This is a genomic window from Bacteroides sp. AM16-13, assembly GCF_003602705.1.
In the GTDB taxonomy this organism is placed as follows: domain Bacteria; phylum Bacteroidota; class Bacteroidia; order Bacteroidales; family Bacteroidaceae; genus Bacteroides; species Bacteroides xylanisolvens.
This window is the reverse complement of sequence record NZ_QTLK01000001.1, coordinates 24,658-41,282: the sequence shown is the minus strand read 5'-3', so window position 1 is coordinate 41,282 and position 16,625 is coordinate 24,658. Positions and strand designations below refer to the sequence as shown.

Annotated in this window: 15 protein-coding genes; 6 read left to right on the top strand and 9 right to left on the bottom strand. The window is 40.5% G+C overall.

Translation table 11 applies throughout. The features are described from left to right. The first annotated feature begins 289 nt into the window (after positions 1–289). Positions 290–2,272 carry an alpha-L-arabinofuranosidase C-terminal domain-containing protein gene (locus DW173_RS00195; RefSeq protein WP_074708529.1) on the top strand — a complete coding sequence of 661 codons (1,983 nt, stop codon included), beginning with the start codon at positions 290–292 and terminating at the stop codon, positions 2,270–2,272. Positions 2,273–2,391: 119 nt separating this feature from the next. On the opposite strand, the gene galK is transcribed toward DW173_RS00195, so the two are convergent. From galK to DW173_RS00180, 3 genes are all read right to left on the bottom strand, one after another. Next, positions 2,392–3,546 carry a galactokinase gene (gene galK, locus DW173_RS00190; protein WP_004297463.1) on the bottom strand — a complete coding sequence of 385 codons (1,155 nt, stop codon included), beginning with the start codon at positions 3,544–3,546 and terminating at the stop codon, positions 2,392–2,394. A gap of 107 nt (positions 3,547–3,653) precedes the next feature. After that, positions 3,654–4,964, bottom strand: coding sequence for an MFS transporter (locus DW173_RS00185; RefSeq protein ID WP_004307295.1), 1,311 nt, complete (start codon positions 4,962–4,964; stop codon positions 3,654–3,656). 52 nt (positions 4,965–5,016) lie between these two features. Further along, a complete protein-coding gene (locus tag DW173_RS00180; protein ID WP_008021915.1) occupies positions 5,017–6,114 on the bottom strand; it encodes an aldose epimerase family protein in 1,098 nt (365 codons plus the stop codon). A gap of 312 nt (positions 6,115–6,426) precedes the next feature. On the opposite strand from DW173_RS00180, the gene DW173_RS00175 reads away from it, so the two are divergent. Beyond that, positions 6,427–7,398, top strand: a complete 972-nt coding sequence (locus tag DW173_RS00175; protein WP_004313588.1) for a type I phosphomannose isomerase catalytic subunit — start codon at positions 6,427–6,429, stop codon at positions 7,396–7,398. A gap of 95 nt (positions 7,399–7,493) precedes the next feature. On the opposite strand, the gene DW173_RS00170 is transcribed toward DW173_RS00175, so the two are convergent. Genes DW173_RS00170 through DW173_RS00160 form a run of 3 tightly spaced genes read right to left on the bottom strand, consistent with a single transcriptional unit; the run spans position 7,494 to position 12,035 of the window. Next, positions 7,494–9,197, bottom strand: a complete 1,704-nt coding sequence (locus DW173_RS00170) for a response regulator (RefSeq protein ID WP_004313587.1) — start codon at positions 9,195–9,197, stop codon at positions 7,494–7,496. After that, positions 9,194–9,838, bottom strand: coding sequence for a hypothetical protein (locus DW173_RS00165; protein ID WP_004313586.1), 645 nt, complete (start codon positions 9,836–9,838; stop codon positions 9,194–9,196). Before DW173_RS00165 ends, DW173_RS00170 begins: the two co-directional genes overlap by 4 nt. Further along, a complete protein-coding gene (locus DW173_RS00160; protein ID WP_004313585.1) occupies positions 9,816–12,035 on the bottom strand; it encodes a reverse transcriptase family protein in 2,220 nt (739 codons plus the stop codon). Before DW173_RS00160 ends, DW173_RS00165 begins: the two co-directional genes overlap by 23 nt. A gap of 275 nt (positions 12,036–12,310) precedes the next feature. Here DW173_RS00160 and DW173_RS00155 point away from each other — a divergent pair, with 275 nt between their 5' ends. The 3 genes from DW173_RS00155 (at position 12,311) to DW173_RS00145 (ending at position 14,967) form a co-directional block, all read left to right on the top strand. Next, positions 12,311–13,276 carry a tyrosine-type DNA invertase cluster 3b gene (locus DW173_RS00155; RefSeq protein ID WP_158593280.1) on the top strand — a complete coding sequence of 322 codons (966 nt, stop codon included), beginning with the start codon at positions 12,311–12,313 and terminating at the stop codon, positions 13,274–13,276. A 334-nt stretch (positions 13,277–13,610) separates the two neighbouring features. Next, positions 13,611–14,189, top strand: a complete 579-nt coding sequence (locus DW173_RS00150) for a UpxY family transcription antiterminator (RefSeq protein WP_008018120.1) — start codon at positions 13,611–13,613, stop codon at positions 14,187–14,189. A gap of 28 nt (positions 14,190–14,217) precedes the next feature. Beyond that, complete coding sequence (locus DW173_RS00145) at positions 14,218–14,967, top strand: polysaccharide biosynthesis/export family protein (protein WP_015531610.1); 750 nt, start codon at positions 14,218–14,220, stop codon at positions 14,965–14,967. Positions 14,968–14,970: 3 nt separating this feature from the next. Here the strand turns inward: DW173_RS00145 and DW173_RS00140 are convergent, their stop codons facing one another. The 3 genes from DW173_RS00140 to DW173_RS00135 are packed head-to-tail and all read right to left on the bottom strand — an operon-like array spanning position 14,971 to position 16,019. Beyond that, a complete protein-coding gene (locus DW173_RS00140; protein WP_004313206.1) occupies positions 14,971–15,384 on the bottom strand; it encodes an N-acetylmuramoyl-L-alanine amidase in 414 nt (137 codons plus the stop codon). 3 nt (positions 15,385–15,387) lie between these two features. After that, positions 15,388–15,495 carry a smalltalk protein gene (locus DW173_RS23765; RefSeq protein WP_004297473.1) on the bottom strand — a complete coding sequence of 36 codons (108 nt, stop codon included), beginning with the start codon at positions 15,493–15,495 and terminating at the stop codon, positions 15,388–15,390. Positions 15,496–15,530: 35 nt separating this feature from the next. Further along, a complete protein-coding gene (locus DW173_RS00135; RefSeq protein WP_008770913.1) occupies positions 15,531–16,019 on the bottom strand; it encodes a DNA-binding protein in 489 nt (162 codons plus the stop codon). Between the two features lie 220 nt (positions 16,020–16,239). On the opposite strand from DW173_RS00135, the gene DW173_RS00130 reads away from it, so the two are divergent. Next, positions 16,240–16,458, top strand: coding sequence for a DUF4248 domain-containing protein (locus DW173_RS00130; protein WP_004313208.1), 219 nt, complete (start codon positions 16,240–16,242; stop codon positions 16,456–16,458). Positions 16,459–16,625: the final 167 nt, after the last annotated feature.

The window sequence follows — 16,625 nt, the reverse complement described above, 5'->3', positions numbered from 1 at the left end:
TGTTATGCAGCATAAACGGTATATTTTATGATTTCCCATACACCTTATTATATATATAAATGTACGCTTTCCATCCGTTTATTTTTCATATAATAGAGCGGGTTAATAGGTATTTTTTGATCTGGTTTCGTATTATAAATATCAGATACGGATGGAAAATTGTGCAAATGAATGGAATTTGATCCTTTTTGACCGATATACACCTGTTAATGATAAAATCGGGTACGGGGAAAATAGAGAATCTGATTATCTTTGCATTTTAACTATATATAATTTTTTATTGAGAACCATGAGAAGATACGCAAATTTATTGGCAGTATTAGCCTTGTCTACTAACCTTGCGCTTCATGCGCAAACTAATGAGTTGGTGATACAGACGAAGAAGCTGGGTGCAGAAATCCAACCTACTATGTACGGACTCTTTTTTGAGGACATCAACTATGCTGCCGACGGCGGACTTTATGCCGAACTGGTGAAGAATCGTTCCTTTGAATTTCCACAACACCTGATGGGATGGAAAACGTATGGAAAAGTATCCTTAATGAATGATGGCCCTTTTGAACGCAATCCGCATTACGTGCGCCTTTCTAACCCCGGACATGCACATAAACATACCGGATTGGATAACGAAGGTTTCTTTGGTATCGGTGTCAAGAAGGGGGAGGAGTATCGCTTCTCCGTTTGGGCGCGTTTGCCGCAAGGAAGTACGAAAGAAACATTGAGAATCGAACTTGTAGATACCCAATCAATGGGCGAACGTCAGGCGCTTGTCGCAGGGAATCTTACGATTGATTCTAAGGACTGGAAAAAATACCAGATAATCTTGAAGCCCGGCAGTACTCATCCGAAATCCGTACTTCGTATTTTCCTTACTTCCAAAGGAACAGTAGATTTGGAGCACGTCTCTCTTTTCCCGGTTGATACTTGGAAGGGACACGAAAATGGTCTTCGTAAAGATTTGGCACAAGCATTGGCGGATATTCATCCCGGAGTCTTTCGCTTTCCCGGTGGTTGCATTGTAGAAGGTACCGACCTGGAGACTCGTTACGACTGGAAAAAATCAGTTGGCCCGGTAGAGAACCGTCCCTTAAATGAAAATCGTTGGCAGTATACTTTTACTCACCGATTCTTCCCTGATTATTATCAAAGCTATGGATTGGGATTCTACGAATATTTCCTGCTGTCTGAAGAAATGGGTGCGGCACCTCTGCCGATTCTGAATTGCGGACTTTCCTGCCAATATCAGAATAATGATCCGAAAGCTCACGTAGCCGTTTGTGATTTGGATAACTATATTCAGGATGCACTCGATCTGATTGAGTTTGCTAATGGAGACGTGAATACCAAATGGGGAAAGGTACGTGCCGATATGGGACATCCTGCACCGTTTAACCTGAAGTTTGTCGGTATCGGTAACGAACAATGGGGAAAAGAATATCCCGAACGTCTCGAACCGTTTATCAAAGCCATTCGTAAAGCTCACCCGGAAATTAAAATAGTAGGTAGCTCCGGTCCGAATTCCGAAGGAAAAGAATTTGATTACTTGTGGCCTGAAATGAAACGTCTGAAAGCCGATTTGGTGGACGAACATTTTTATCGTCCCGAAAGTTGGTTCCTGGCACAAGGTGCCCGCTATGATAACTACGATCGTAAAGGTCCGAAAGTCTTTGCCGGCGAATATGCCTGCCATGGAAAAGGAAAGAAATGGAACCATTATCATGCTGCTTTGCTCGAAGCTGCTTTCATGACCGGATTGGAACGTAATGCTGACATCGTTCACATGGCTACCTATGCTCCGCTTTTCGCTCATGTGGAAGGATGGCAATGGCGTCCTGATATGATTTGGTTCGATAACCTGAATTCTGTACGTACCACTAGCTATTATGTACAACAATTGTATGCACAAAACAAAGGAACAAATGTACTTCCCCTTACCATGAACAAGAAAAATGTAACGGGAGCCGAAGGACAGAACGGACTCTTTGCCAGTGCTGTTTTCGATAAGGATAAGAATGAACTGATTGTAAAGGTTGCCAATACTTCCGCCACAATACAGCCAATTACCTTGAATTTTGAAGGATTAAAAAAACAAGATGTATTGTCTAATGGCCGTTGTATCAAACTTCGTTCGCTTGATTTGGATAAGGATAATACACTTGAACAACCTTTTGCCATTGTTCCGCAGGAAACTCCGGTATCTATTGAAGGCAACGTGTTTACTACCGAACTGGAACCCACTACGTTCGCGGTATATAAATTCACGAAGAAATAAGTAGAACTAATTAGATGTTACTAGATCAATAGGTTTTAGATTTTTGTTAATTGTAAAAAGTAAGGGCGGCTCCCATCACGGAAGCCGCCCTTCTTACTTATTTAATAACGAATAAATTCTTATTCCAGTCTACGAGAACCGTCACCGATTACTACGTCATACACTTTCGGGCTTCTGCCGAATTTAGCTTTGAAAGCAGCTTTTGTTTTTTCAACGAAGTTGTCATACAACTCATCCTTAACAAGGTTGATCGTACAACCACCGAAGCCACCACCCATTACGCGTGAACCGGTTACACCGTATTCTTTAGCGCAGTCATTCAGGAAGTCGAGTTCTTCGCAGCTTACTTCGTACAGCTTGCTCATGCCGTGATGAGTTTCGTACATCTTCTTACCTACAGTTTCGTAATCATCCTTTTCCAATGCCTCGCAAACATCGAGTACACGTTGGATTTCTTCGATTACATATTCTGCACGCATATAGTCTTCAGCGCTGATATCAGCTTTCGCTTCTTCCAGCATAGCCATCGTACAGTCGCGCAGGAATTCTACGTGCGGATGTTTTTTCTGGATAGCGGCAACAGCAGCTTCACAGCTTTGGCGACGCTTGTTGTAAGCAGAAGAAGCCAGTTCGTGTTTAACCACTGAATCCATCAGAACCAGACGATAGCCTTCCGGATGGAATGGGAAATACTGATATTCCAGTGAACGGCAATCCAGACGGATCAAGCTGCCTGCTTTACCGAACACAGAAGCAAACTGGTCCATGATACCGCAGTTAACACCGCAGTAGTTGTGTTCTGTTGCCTGGCCCACTTTAGCCAATTCAAATTTATCTATTTTGTTTTCACCGAACAGTTCGTTCAATGCGAAAGCATACGTACTTTCCAAAGCAGCAGAAGAAGACATACCTGCACCCAGAGGCACATCACCTGCAAAAGCAGTATTGAATCCCTTCACGTCAACGCCACGTTTAATCATTTCACGGCATACACCGAAAATATATCTTGCCCAGCTGGCACGTGGAGCATCCTCTTCGTTCAGACCAAATTCTACATAGTCTTTCAAGTCGATAGAGTAAGCTTTAACCTTATCAGTGCCGTTTGGTTTGATTTCAGCAATCATGCCTTTGTCTACGGCTCCCGGAAATACGAATCCACCGTTGTAGTCAGTGTGTTCACCGATCAGGTTGATACGGCCCGGAGAAGCATATAAAAATCCAGTAGTTCCGTCAAAGTGTTTAATGAAGCGACTTCTTACGTATTCTGTATCCATGATATTTATATTTTAAAGGTGAATAATAATAATAATAATATAGAGATTTCTGATTTATGATTTCTGAATTATGAGCAATTCAGAAATCATAAATCAGAAATCGAAAATTATTCCACAGGAATATCCTTGTTTACATTTTTGCAACCTACTAGGCCGTAGAACAGCAGGTAAGCAAGTGCGGCGATGATAACCCAGTAGCTAGGCATGAAACCGGCGATGTCAGCCACCCAACCTTGGATAACAGGCAGGATACCTCCACCACAAACCAGTACCATAAACAGACCGGAAGCAGCAGCCAGATATTTTCCTAGTCCTTCTACTGCAAGGTTGAAAATACCACCCCACATGATAGAAGTACAAAGACCTACTAATACCAAATACATAGCGTTGATAGGTACTTCAGCAAAACCGAATGACAAACCGCCGGTAGCACTCTGTTGAAGTACAGGCAGGTTAACCAATGTTCCGGTAGAAGAGAAGATAGCAAGGAATACTAAAATCAAACCCAGTGCAGATGTAAACGTAAGCATCGCTTTACTGGAAATTTTAGCACCGAGTGATGCGCCTGCCAGACGGCCGATCAACATTAAGAACCAATAAGTTCCTACCACGAAACCTGAAATAGTAGAAGCGATACCTGCTCCGCCTTTTTCTACAGGGTCTGTCAGGAATAGATTCAAAGTACCCGGTACACCAACTTCAATACCTACATATACAAAGATTGCAATAGCTCCCAAGATGAAATGACGGAACTTTAAAGCACCCTTCATCAATTTGCCGATAGGCTCTGTTGCAGCATTGGCATTAGGTTCGGGGATTTGTACAAACAGAAGTACGAAGAATGCGAAAGCGAACACAGCCATAGCAGTGTACATCACAGGGAATATTTGAGAAATAGTAGCTTTTTCGATAGATCCGGCGATCAGGATACCTACAAACATCGGAGTAATGGTAGCCATTACAGAGTTGAAAGATCCACCTACCTGGATAAGCTGGTTACCTTTGTTACCTTCGCCACCCAGTTTGTTCAACATCGGGTTTACAACAGTGTTAAGCAAACACATAGAGAAACCTGCTACGAATGCACCAATCAAATAAACGGCAAATGCCATTTCCGGGCTTGAATGACCGGATAAGAATTGGATACCTACGCCAATGAAACCGATAGCTACTGCGATCAGTGCTGTTTTCTTATAACCCACGCGTTGCAACAGGATACCGCTCGGAATACCCATTACTGCGTATGCAATAAAGTTTCCGAAGTTTCCCAGCATACCTAATGCGTTTGATACGTCAAACTGGTTTTTCAACACGATACCCATAGGAGCAGCGAGGTTGGTAACAAATGAAATCATACCAAAAAGGAAAATCATCGTAATGATTGCAATGATTTTACCGTTCTTTTTTTCTTGTGTCATGGTTCAAAAAAAATGTTAGTTTATAAAATTAGGTTAGTTGTTTTTTCAAATCTTATTCTTCCACAGCAAACTTGTAGACAGTGATCTGTTGGTATTCATCACCCGGCAGCAAAGTAGCCGATGGGAAATGCGGTTTGTTCGGGGTATCCGGGAAACACTGTGCTTCAAAGCAGATAGCGCTTCTTGCAGGGAATGTAGCTCCGTGTGCGCCTTCAAATCCATTCAGCCAGTTGCCTGTATAGAGTTGCACGCCGGCTTCGGTGGTATACACTTCCATGATACGGCCGCTTTTTGGGTCTTTGCAAGTAGCAGCCAGGTCGAGTGAGCCGCTCTCTATCTTGTTCAGTACATAGCAGTGGTCGTAACCGGCACCGAAAATCAGTTGCTGGAATTTGTCATTGATACGTTCGCCTACGGTATGCGGAGTGCGGAAATCCATCGGAGTACCCTCTACTTTGGCAATTTCGCCTGTTGGGATAGAAACTTCGTCGATAGGCGTATAGAAATCAGCGTTAATAGTAACGATGTGGTCGTTGACGGTAGGAGTAGGAGTGGAGATACCGGCGAGGTTGAAGAAACCGTGGTTAGTCAGATTAACGACTGTGGCTTTGTCGGTTGTTGCGCGGTATTCGATAGTCAGTGCGTTTACTTCGTTTTCCAGGCGGTAGGTCATTTCTACTTCCAGGTTGCCGGGGAATCCTTCTTCGCCATCGGCAGAAACATAGTTGAATTGCACTGTGCTCTCGTCAAGTTGTATAGCGTCCCATACACGAGCGTGGAAACCGGTAGGTCCTCCGTGCAGGGAGTTAGGTCCGTTGTTGATTGTGAGTTCATGTTCTTCGCCGAACAGAGTGAATTTTCCTTTGGCGATGCGGTTGCCGTAGCGTCCGATAGTAGTGCTTAGGAAAGGTTCCGGGCTGTTGATGACGTGGTCGATGCTGTCGTGTCCGAGGATTACATTGGCATACTTACCGTTTTTGTCCGGTACCATGATAGAAAGAATGGCGCATCCGTAATTTGTTACAGCTACTTCCATTCCCTTTGTGTTTTTGAGGATAAATAAATCAGTTTTCTTATCATTTATATCCTTTTGGAAATCTTTCCGGCTGAGCCCTGATAGATTCCCTTCTGTTGGGAATGTGTTATTCATGTCTGGTATTATTAAAAATTTCCTGCAAATAAAGGGAAATTCTTTCTTACTCACAAATTATTCCGACTAAATATAACAGGTACTTTAGGAAAGTTTAGCTTTATTACTTCATGTTTTTTTCGGAAATGACAAAAGTCTTGCCGTTAATACAGAATTGGAATTGAAAAATATTCGATATAAAAACGAAAGAATCTTTCTTAAATGAATTTTCATCCTCCTTTTCTTAAAAACTGAACAATTTTTTGTATGTTTGTTCCCGGATTGTAACAATCCGAGCGAATTTAATCTAGGTTTATAACAAGAAAAACAAAAATGTATCCATTAAAATTCGAACCAATTCTGAAGCAGACGCTTTGGGGGGGCGACAAAATTATTCCGTTCAAGCATTTGAACTCTGACTTGAAAGGAGTAGGAGAAAGCTGGGAGATTTCTGGCGTTGAGGACAATGAATCCGTAGTGGCTAATGGCCCGGATAAAGGTTTAACCTTAGCCGATATGGTAAGAAAGTATCGTGAGGAACTGGTTGGTGAAGCGAATTATGCCCGTTTCGGCAACAAATTTCCGTTGCTCATTAAGTTCATCGACGCCAAACAGGATTTGTCAATCCAGGTACACCCAACAGATGAGTTGGCGAAGAAACGCCATAATTCGATGGGAAAAACCGAGATGTGGTATGTGGTAGATGCCGACAAAGGAGCTAAATTGCGTTCAGGATTCTCTGAACAGATTACCCCGAAAGAATATAAAGAACGCGTGTTGAACAATACGATTACCGACGTATTGCAGGAATATGAGATCCATCCGGGTGATGTGTTTTTCCTTCCTGCCGGACGCGTACACAGCATCGGGGCAGGTTCTTTCATCGCCGAGATTCAGCAAACCTCTGATATTACTTACCGTATCTACGACTTTAACCGTAAAGATGCGAATGGTAAAACCCGCGAACTTCACACCGACTTAGCCCGTGAAGCCATCAACTACGAAGTGTTGGATGACTATCGCACTAAATACGAACCGCTGAAAGACGAACCGGTAGAACTGGTTGCCTGCACCTACTTCACGACTTCTCTGTATGACATGACTGAAGAAATCAGTTGCGACTATTCCGAACTCGATTCATTCGTGATCTTTATCTGTATGGAAGGATCCTGCAAGATGAGAGACAATGAAGGCAATGAACTGACTGTTAGTGCTGGAGAATCTATTTTGTTGCCTGCAACTACACAAGACATCACAATCACTCCTGAAGGAGGAAATGTGAAATTGTTGGAAACATACGTATAAAACTAGGAAACAGGAAGTATAAAGGGGCATTCTTTTGAAGGATGTCCCTTATTATTTGGCAAAGTGGAAAAATTGGCAATAAAATGTGTAGAATGTTATGCATTATCCATGAAATCGATGATGAGAGCCATCATTTTTAGAAGTCTTTTTTCCAAATCAATATTGGAAGTGCTACTTCCTCCATGGGTGTTGTTGTTTCTTGTAGAGTTTAATTCCAATAATGTCATGAAATGTCGGTTTGTGGTACGGGCAAACATCCATGAACCAATGCGTGCGTATGGTGTCAGTTCTAACTCTTTTTCTTTATGAGTACCTTGTGTTTGTTGAATCAAATTGCCCTTCCAGGTTTTATCATATATCATTTTTAGCTTTTCAGAACAATTAATATCATTTCCGTTTATATCTTCGCAATAAATATCCTTTTTGTTTTTGATTTTGATATACATATCAGGGCTTGGTTCTGCAAAAAGTTCTAGAATCTGATAATATGACAAGTAAGCATATCGTAGATATCTTTCATCAAAGCGGTAATTTGTTAACATGATCCATGCTATTTCTATTTGTTCCCTTATATTATCAAGCATCTTTTTTCTAATAGGAACACTTATTGTGCTTGTTTTATCGTTTAATCTGTCCAAAATCTTTTTTTCATTTTCTGCCACTTTCTTGAGAAAATGACTTTTAGAGATTGCATTGACAGATTGTTTTAATAACTCTTCCAGTTTTTCTTTAGAGCAACTTTTATCAAAAATAGATTCTTTAGTGATATAAGCAAATACATTTTTGTTTAAAGTATATTGTAGGTTCCATGCCTTATTGGAGGCTGTCACGATGATAATTTGGATTCCCTTATTAAGTGTTTGCAACATATTGATAACATCAAAGCTGGAGAAGTCTGTTTTCTTGTTAAAGTCATCTTGCAGTAGCCGGATGTCAAGTAATACTAAATGGTATGGTTCAAACGGTTTTTCTTCAATCGTCTCCTTTACTTTTGGAAGTAAGGCTTCTTTGGTGTCAGATGCATAATCAAAGCCTTTCAGCGTATTTACTTCAATGTTGGAGTAGTGGGAAAATAGTCTCTTATAAAGTTCACCCCATCCTTTATCTGCTTCATCATCAATAATAAGAATGCGTTTTTTTTCCGACTCTGATTCTGATGGATATGGAGGATAATCAATCGTTACTTTATCGCCGCACTCGGGGTGTTGTGATGTAACATACCTGTAATATAAATTCCTTTCAATATGATTTTCTATAGCCGATTTGATATTCAGACATTTAGACCATTGGTAGAGAGACCACTCGCTTGTTATAGAATGATGGGAAAGATAGTTGTTAGGTTGAGGTATATGAGTTTTTTTTAGATATCCTTCATAATTTTCCAGATGTTTATAGGTATGAATATTGTCAATGACATTTTTCACTTTTTCTTTAGAATAAGGTAAAAGTTCCACCGCCGGAGTCTGTAGAATGGAGGAATAATCTGAAAGACGTAATAATTCGGTGATATTTTCTGAACCAATTAAGAAAATGGGCAGCTTTCCTACTCCTTCGCCTCTGGTTATAATACGTATATAGTGTGCCATCTGAAGTCCTTGCAATTCTATAGCATTATCAGATAATGTGTTCATAATGAAAATGGCTGTGATTTCTTCTTTGTTGTAGCTTTCTGATAAGTCATTGAATGTCAGATAAAATCTTTCATCAACAGTGTGTCCGGAAGTGGCTAAACGGATGTTTTGAAAATAATCAAGTTGAGAAAATACATTTTCTTTATAGTAAATCAAGGCAGGTTTCATATTTTTTGTTTTATAAGTGAGGATATACTATTAATCTGTTCGCGTAATAGGGTCGGATTATACCCTTTATCTTCATGCACACATTCGGTTAACGAAGCATCGTTGGCTAATTCTAATACATAACTGTCTAAATCAAGTTCTGAATATGTCTGCGTGTCGTCTTCAGCTTCAAGCCATTCTATCAATTTATTTCTTGTGTTCATTAATATGGCAACTTCATAATCTTCTCCGAATTCTATTTTTTCAAGTATCAGCGGATTTTCTGCTTTTATATCTTGCACTATGCATGGCAATGCCTGTGTGTAAAATTTGTCGACGCTCAGTTGCAATACATTATCACTCATGTAGGAGTAGGAATAACGTCCGGAAAAGAAAATTAGTGGAATACTGTTTTTCCGGCATATCTTTTTTAGCTGATCTTCTATTTTTTCCACAAATGTGTGGTGGCAACAAATGATTGCATACTTCGCAATATGGGATGTCTCTTTGTTGGAACGAATTTCTTCAATAAAAGAAGTACATTCGTTCCCTGTCAGGATGTGAAGCTGGTCACAGTTCTTCAATATGTTGTTTACTTCCTTATTTATTGAAGCAAGCTCTTCTCGCCGTGTTTTCTTTTCATCTATAATTAGGATTTTCATAAGCATAATGTTTATATATACGGATTCGGTGAGTGAATCCCTTTACTCCATCTAAAAGTAAAGGTTCTGCTATTGTCCGATCAGACTGAATACTATTTAAATACTTGATGCGGAATACTCCATCTTTACATTGTGCTTCCACATACCAGTCGCATAAGTTTATCATTTTTCTTTTCCATTCACAAAAATCTCCTGATTCAATTTCCTGCATCAGTTGTTGGTGAGTGGCGTAATAATTCGAATCTTGTTGACTAAGTAAGATGTCTACATAATCAGAACCAAGGTCTTCTACTTTTACGAGAATGTTGGGAAACTGCTTCCTTTGTGCCATGTCATGTAGTATGTCGGATAGAATATTACGTATCATATATACGTTTGTGTATAATTTGGTGTCTGTTAGTTCAAAAGTAACATGAAAATCGAAATTTAAATATTGCTTGACTAGTTCTCGCAGAAGTTTCTTTAGTTGATGTGTCTCCAGCCTGAACTGAAATTCAGACTTAAATAGTTCTACGATATCACTGAAATAGTTCAATTTTACATTTTTTGCTATTTCGCGTTTATTTTCCGGAATCGGGCAATCGAAAGGAGAACGTTCCGGATGTTCAGAACACCATGCTTTTAGCCATGAAGAACTCCATCCGGATTTTATTTTATATTGCCCCCATCCTCTGTTGTTGAGGGGATTATGTAGAAAACCGTAAAAACAGTAAAAAAGATTCTTATCTATTGTTTTAAAACGTTCGGTTATCTCTTTAAATGCAATTTGTTCCTTTCGGATAAAATCCTCATATCCTTCAAATTTGCAATTGTCAGCATTTCCATCCCAGATATGAGTGATAAATTTGAGCGGATCGTTTTTGCTGAAATTCTCATATAAAAAGGATGGTAGTAGTGTGGCATTGTGTATTTGTTCCTTAAAGACAGTCTGTGTGGGAGTATCAGATGCTTTTAAAGTTAAACAAGACAGAGCTTTGGTAAGTGAAGTATAGAGGGGTGTGTCTTTTAGCAGGTGTATGTTGATGTTTGTACTAATTGTTTTATACCATTTATTTAGCTCTTCTATACTTAATTTAGAGTTCTGTACCGCATCACAGAAGTCGAGTATATTCTTTTTCCATTCTTTCCACTGAGGAATATATAAGTAAATAAATTTATTTTGCAATGTTTTATAAGTAGTATCACCATTTCCTTTTATCATCCGCATATATTGGATTTTTCCACTTAAATAGTTGGATAATTGAGGAATGTCAGAACAGTTGTCTTTCGTTTTCTTTATATCTGAATCGAGATACATCTGCGCGCGTTCGTATCCATATCGTTCCCATAAATATAAATATAACCGAATCTCTTTGACATACGATTTTGAGACATTTACCTTTTCATTGATCGTTAAGCCGCAAACAGTCTGTCTGTAGCCTCTGCCTTCTGCTCTGGTTTTGGAAGGTTGAATTTGGAAGTTCTGTCCCGAAATGATCCTGACTAGTTCTTGCTGGAACTCTGTGTTGTTTGCGATGTCCTGATAGGATGAAAAAGTTATATCATCTGCATAGCGTGTATATCTAGCACTGAATCTTTTGGCAAGTCCGGTAAGTTTACGATCCAGACGCAGACTTACAATGTTAGATAAAATGGGAGAAGTCGGTGCGCCTTGAGGTAAGAAGGCTCTGTTGCCGTCATTAGTACAACATATATTGGCAATACAATAAGCTATTCTTTCTTTATCTCCATTCAGATTGAATGGAGGTAATGTAAGACAGGCCTTTACCCGATAAAGAGAAATAGAAGTAAAAAAGTCTTTTAAATCTAAATGAAAAACATAAGGCATTCTTACATGTGGTTTTGCTGCGTCACCTATGTTTTGTCCCAAAATAAAACCCTTAGCGGAAGGATGAGGGTGATAGAGACTGGACAGGATAAAGTTCAGACATATTTGCAGACGTTTTAAATCTTTTATGGGTGCTTGTATTTCACGTGTTTTTCCGCTTTTTTTAGGAATTAAAAACTTGTAATATGCATCTTTAGCCAATTTATAATTACTAAAATAGGTCACGTCTTTTAGTGGAATTCTTTTATGTACACCTTTGCATAAGTATGACCAAACCTCATTCATCAGTTTAGTCAAATCTGCAACAGTCTTTATATCTTGAAAAGACTGAGCTACTTGCTGACGTATCTTAATTTCTTGCTCTGTCATTAATAGAGGAAAGTATACTAAAAAATTCTTTATGTATAAACGAGCACGCAGAGCAGTCTGCGACTACGGCAAATGATAAAACCTATAGTCTTCCGAAGAAGACATCAAGCCGATCTGTTAATTTCTTAACCAGCTTGCTAAATTCAATTTATGTAATAGCATACTTTCCTTGCTGCAAAGATAAGATTTTCGTTTGAAATAGGAAAGAATTAGAAAGTTTTTCGTTCTTTTGCCACTTGCCAAATGGCATAATATACCAAATAATTAATGATGTAATGAGGAACAAAAATGGATTTAGCCGGTGTGCGGAATTCTACATCGGTCGTTTGCGAAAGGAGGGACGGCATTCTACGGCGCATGTCTACAAGAATGCCCTCTTTTCTTTCAGCAAATTTTGCGGCACGTCTAACGTGTCGTTCAGACTGGTCACCCGTGAGCGTTTACGGCGTTACGGTCAGTATCTTTATGAGTGTGGCTTGAAGCCCAATACGATTTCTACGTATATGCGTATGCTTCGTAGTATCTATAACCGTGGAGTGGAAGCGGGCAGTGCGCCATACGTGCCGCGACTGTTTCATGATGTTTATACAGGTGTGGATGTCCGCCAGAAAAAGGCTCTGCCTGCTACGGAATTGCATAAGCTTCTGTATGAAGATCCAAAATCGGAGCGTTTACGTCGTACGCAAGCTATCGCTGCCTTGATGTTTCAGTTTTGTGGAATGTCATTTGCCGATTTAGCCCATTTGGAGAAGTCGGCTTTGAATCAGAATGTGTTGCGATACAACCGTATCAAAACCAAAACTCCGATGAGCGTGGAAGTGCTGAATACAGCAAAGGAAATGATTAACCAGCTCCGTAGTAAGGAAAGTTCTCACCCCGATTGTCCGGATTATCTGTTTGATATTCTTCGTGGGGATAAGAAACGGAAAGATGAAAGAGGTTATCGGGAATATCAGTCCGCTCTTCGTCGATTTAATAATAATCTGAAGGATTTGGCAAGAACCTTGCATTTGCAATCTCCTGTCACTTCCTATACGCTTCGTCATTCCTGGGCAATGACTGCGAAGTATCGGGGAGTCTCCATTGAAATGATTAGTGAATCATTGGGCCATAAATCTATAAAAACCACACAAATCTATTTGAAAGGCTTTGAGCTTAAAGAACGTACGGAGGTAAATAAAGGGAATTTATCTTACGTAAGAAACTGTTGTGTAGGCAGAAATAAAAGTGTAAAGTTCTAATAATCAGGACTGATATATGTGTGTTACTTCTTAGGTAACGGAACTTAAATTTGACGCAAAGATAGACAAAAACATAAATAGTAAGCAAATATTCTTCCATTTTTTTTCGTTTTATCTAAAATATAGGAAAAAAACTATCCGAACATGAAATAAGATTATTTTCATGCCCTATACTTTTTATTGCCTAATCTCTGAATTCTTCCCGTTGAGTATTAGGCTGTTTCCTTCTTATGCCCTATTTCTATATGTGATTTCCATTTTTTGTTGAGATGTGTGTCCTGTGTATGTATTGTCCGTTACCTAAGAAGTAACGGAAGAACATGAGGTAAAAAACATGATTTTAACAAAGCCGAAATCAATTAGTGCTGGGCCTAGCGATGGGACAGGGGAAGGCGTAGCACACTCTAAACGCTGGTATGTTGCTCTGGTTCGTATGCATCATGAGAAGAAAGTAGCCGAACGTTTAGATAAAATAGGGATTGAGAATTTTGTTCCTGTTCAGCAGGAAATTCATCAGTGGAGTGACCGGCGCAAGATGGTTGAGTCTGTCCTTCTTCCAATGATGGTGTTTGTACACGTTAATCCGAAAGAACGCAAAGAAGTTTTAAGTTTTTCTACAGTGAGCCGTTATATGGTGATGCGTGGTGAGAGCTCTCCAGCGGTGATTCCAGATGAGCAGATGGCTCGTTTTCGTTTCATGCTCGACTATTCAGAGGAAGCTATTTGTATGAACAGCTCTCCTTTGGCACGTGGTGAGAAGGTTCGTGTTGTGAAAGGACCTCTGACCGGGCTGGTTGGTGAACTGGTTAATGTAGATGGCAAAAGCAAGATTGCCGTCCGGCTGAATATGCTGGGATGCGCTTGCGTGAATATGCCTATTGGTTATGTCGAAGCTATCTGCGAGAAAAACTAGTACTCGTCATCATTTATCCACAAATTACATGAATATGAAGTTTTCTTGTGCTTTTGCACTGATATTCTCTTTCTTCTTCTTTTCAGCTTGTCAATCCTATAAGAAAGTACCTTATTTGCAGGATGCGGAGGTTTTGAAACAGGTGAATACGCAAGTTTCCCCTGTTCAGGACGCCAGGTTGATACCGGGAGATGAGGTTTCCATTCTTGTTTCTACTTCCGATCCGGTTGTTTCGCAGCCATTCAATGCACAAGGCAGTACCTTTTTGTTGGATGACCAGGGAAATATCAATTATCCGGTTTTAGGTAAACTCCCTTTAAACGGATTAACGAGTCGCGAAGCTGAAAACCTGATAACGGAGCGACTGAAATCTTACGTGAAAGAAAGACCTACGGTAGTAGTCCGCATGTCCGGTTTTAAAGTTTCGGTTTTGGGAGAAGTGGCCTCTCCGGGTGTTTATCCGGTGGTGAATGAGCAGATCAATGTACTCGAAGCCCTTGCCATGGCAGGAGATTTGACCATTTATGGTGTTCGTGATAATGTGAAACTAATCCGCGAAGACAAGAACGGGCATAAACAGTTTGTTACACTCAATCTGAACGACGCGGATTTGTTATTATCTCCTTACTATCAGTTGCAACAGAATGACATCCTGTATGTCACTCCCAATAAAACCAAAGCACAGAGCGCGGACATCGGAACAAGTACCACGATGTGGATTTCGGGATTTTCTATCTTAGTGTCTATTGCCAGTCTGCTGGTCAATATACTTAGATGATCCTTACAACTCTCCATATTCTTTGATACAGTTAAAACACGGACATTCCTTCATCGGATTTAAATCATGATGGCCTACAATCAATGCTTTGGGGAATCTTTTCCTCAATTCGCGGAGCAAAGCGAGCAAGGAACCTCGTTGCGCCAATGTACGTGTGTCTTGGGGACGTCCGGCAATATCCAGCCCTCCTTCGTAACAAATACCTATCGAATGGGTGTTATGGTCACGGCAGTGTGCCCCGACCTTTTCCAGAGGACGGCCCTGGCAAATTTCTCCATCGCGGGTGATGTAGAAATGGTAACCAATGTCACGGAACCCACGGTGTTGGATATGATCTTGTCGGCAAGCCTCCGCCGAAAGGAATTTTCCTTCCGGCGTGGCACTGCAATGAATGATAATCAGCGTAATGGTGCGCATGAGCTACATACAACTTTGTACTCCAATCAGGCCTCCGATAGCGGTGGCAACGGTGATAATCACTTTGATAATGAAGCTCCATACGGAGCGGGGAGAAGATGAATTACTCATAAATAAGAGGTTTTAAATAAATTAATAATATTCCCTTAGGCAGCCGGGTCAGGTGCTTCACCGCTTCCGCCCGGATTCGGATTCGGCGTATTGCCTGAATCGGAATCTCCACCAGGGGTGGTTGGTTTCTGATACTCCGCTTGCTGCTTCAGTTGACTGTCGAGTTTCAGGTTGGTAGTCGACAAATTACCGGTGGCACGAGCTTTAAGGCGCATACCAGTGATGTTTTTCTCTAACGAAAAATCTTCCAGTGTTTCAGCCGCCTTACTTCGGATGCCTACCCCAAAGATGGCAAGGTCGTCGATTTTCACGCATTTGCCGTCGAGCAGCAATTCTTTGATGCAGTCTACCATGTCAGAAAGTACACCTTTGATGACACCACCGGAATACGGTGAATTGTGTTTCGACATGTGTTCGGCAAGCTTGGCCAAATCAAACGTCTCGTCGCTTACCGCACGGGCGAACCACTTGCCTGCATTCAGGCCTTTCTGCTGTTGGTTTTGATAAATTTTGTAACGAATCATAAAACAATAAATTAAAGGGTTAAACATATTGTCCGGGGATTCTTTTCCCCTTCCGACAATACAAAGATACTACCCTGAAATATCGATAAATCAATTGTTTGCGATTGCACACGATTGTTGTCAATTATATGTCGTAATGGTCGTTTATTCAATGGAAAAGCGTTGGTTATGTGGTACTATTTTGTTATTTTTGTAACTGTAAATCAAAATTTTATCCATTATGACCGAATTCAAAATACGTGCCTATGGGCGCATGGAACTGGCGCAACTTTATTCTCCGACACTTACCGACATTGCTGCTTATCGAAAAATGAAGAAATGGATCTCTTTATGTCCCGGACTTCTGCAACGTCTGTACGACTTAGGGTACGAATCAAAGCGTCGCTCATTCACACCGTTGGAGGTGAGAGTGATTGTGGACGCTTTGGGAGAACCTTGAAGAAGTTGAGAGTTGAGAATTGAGAGTTGAGAGTTGAAAAATGAAAGTGGGAGATGGAGAGAGGAATAGAGGCGGTTTGTGTGGGATAAAGCGGTGCTTTATGGTTGCTAAACCTATGCTTTACGAACGCTAAAGCGATGCTTTATTAAAATACAAGAAATACACTT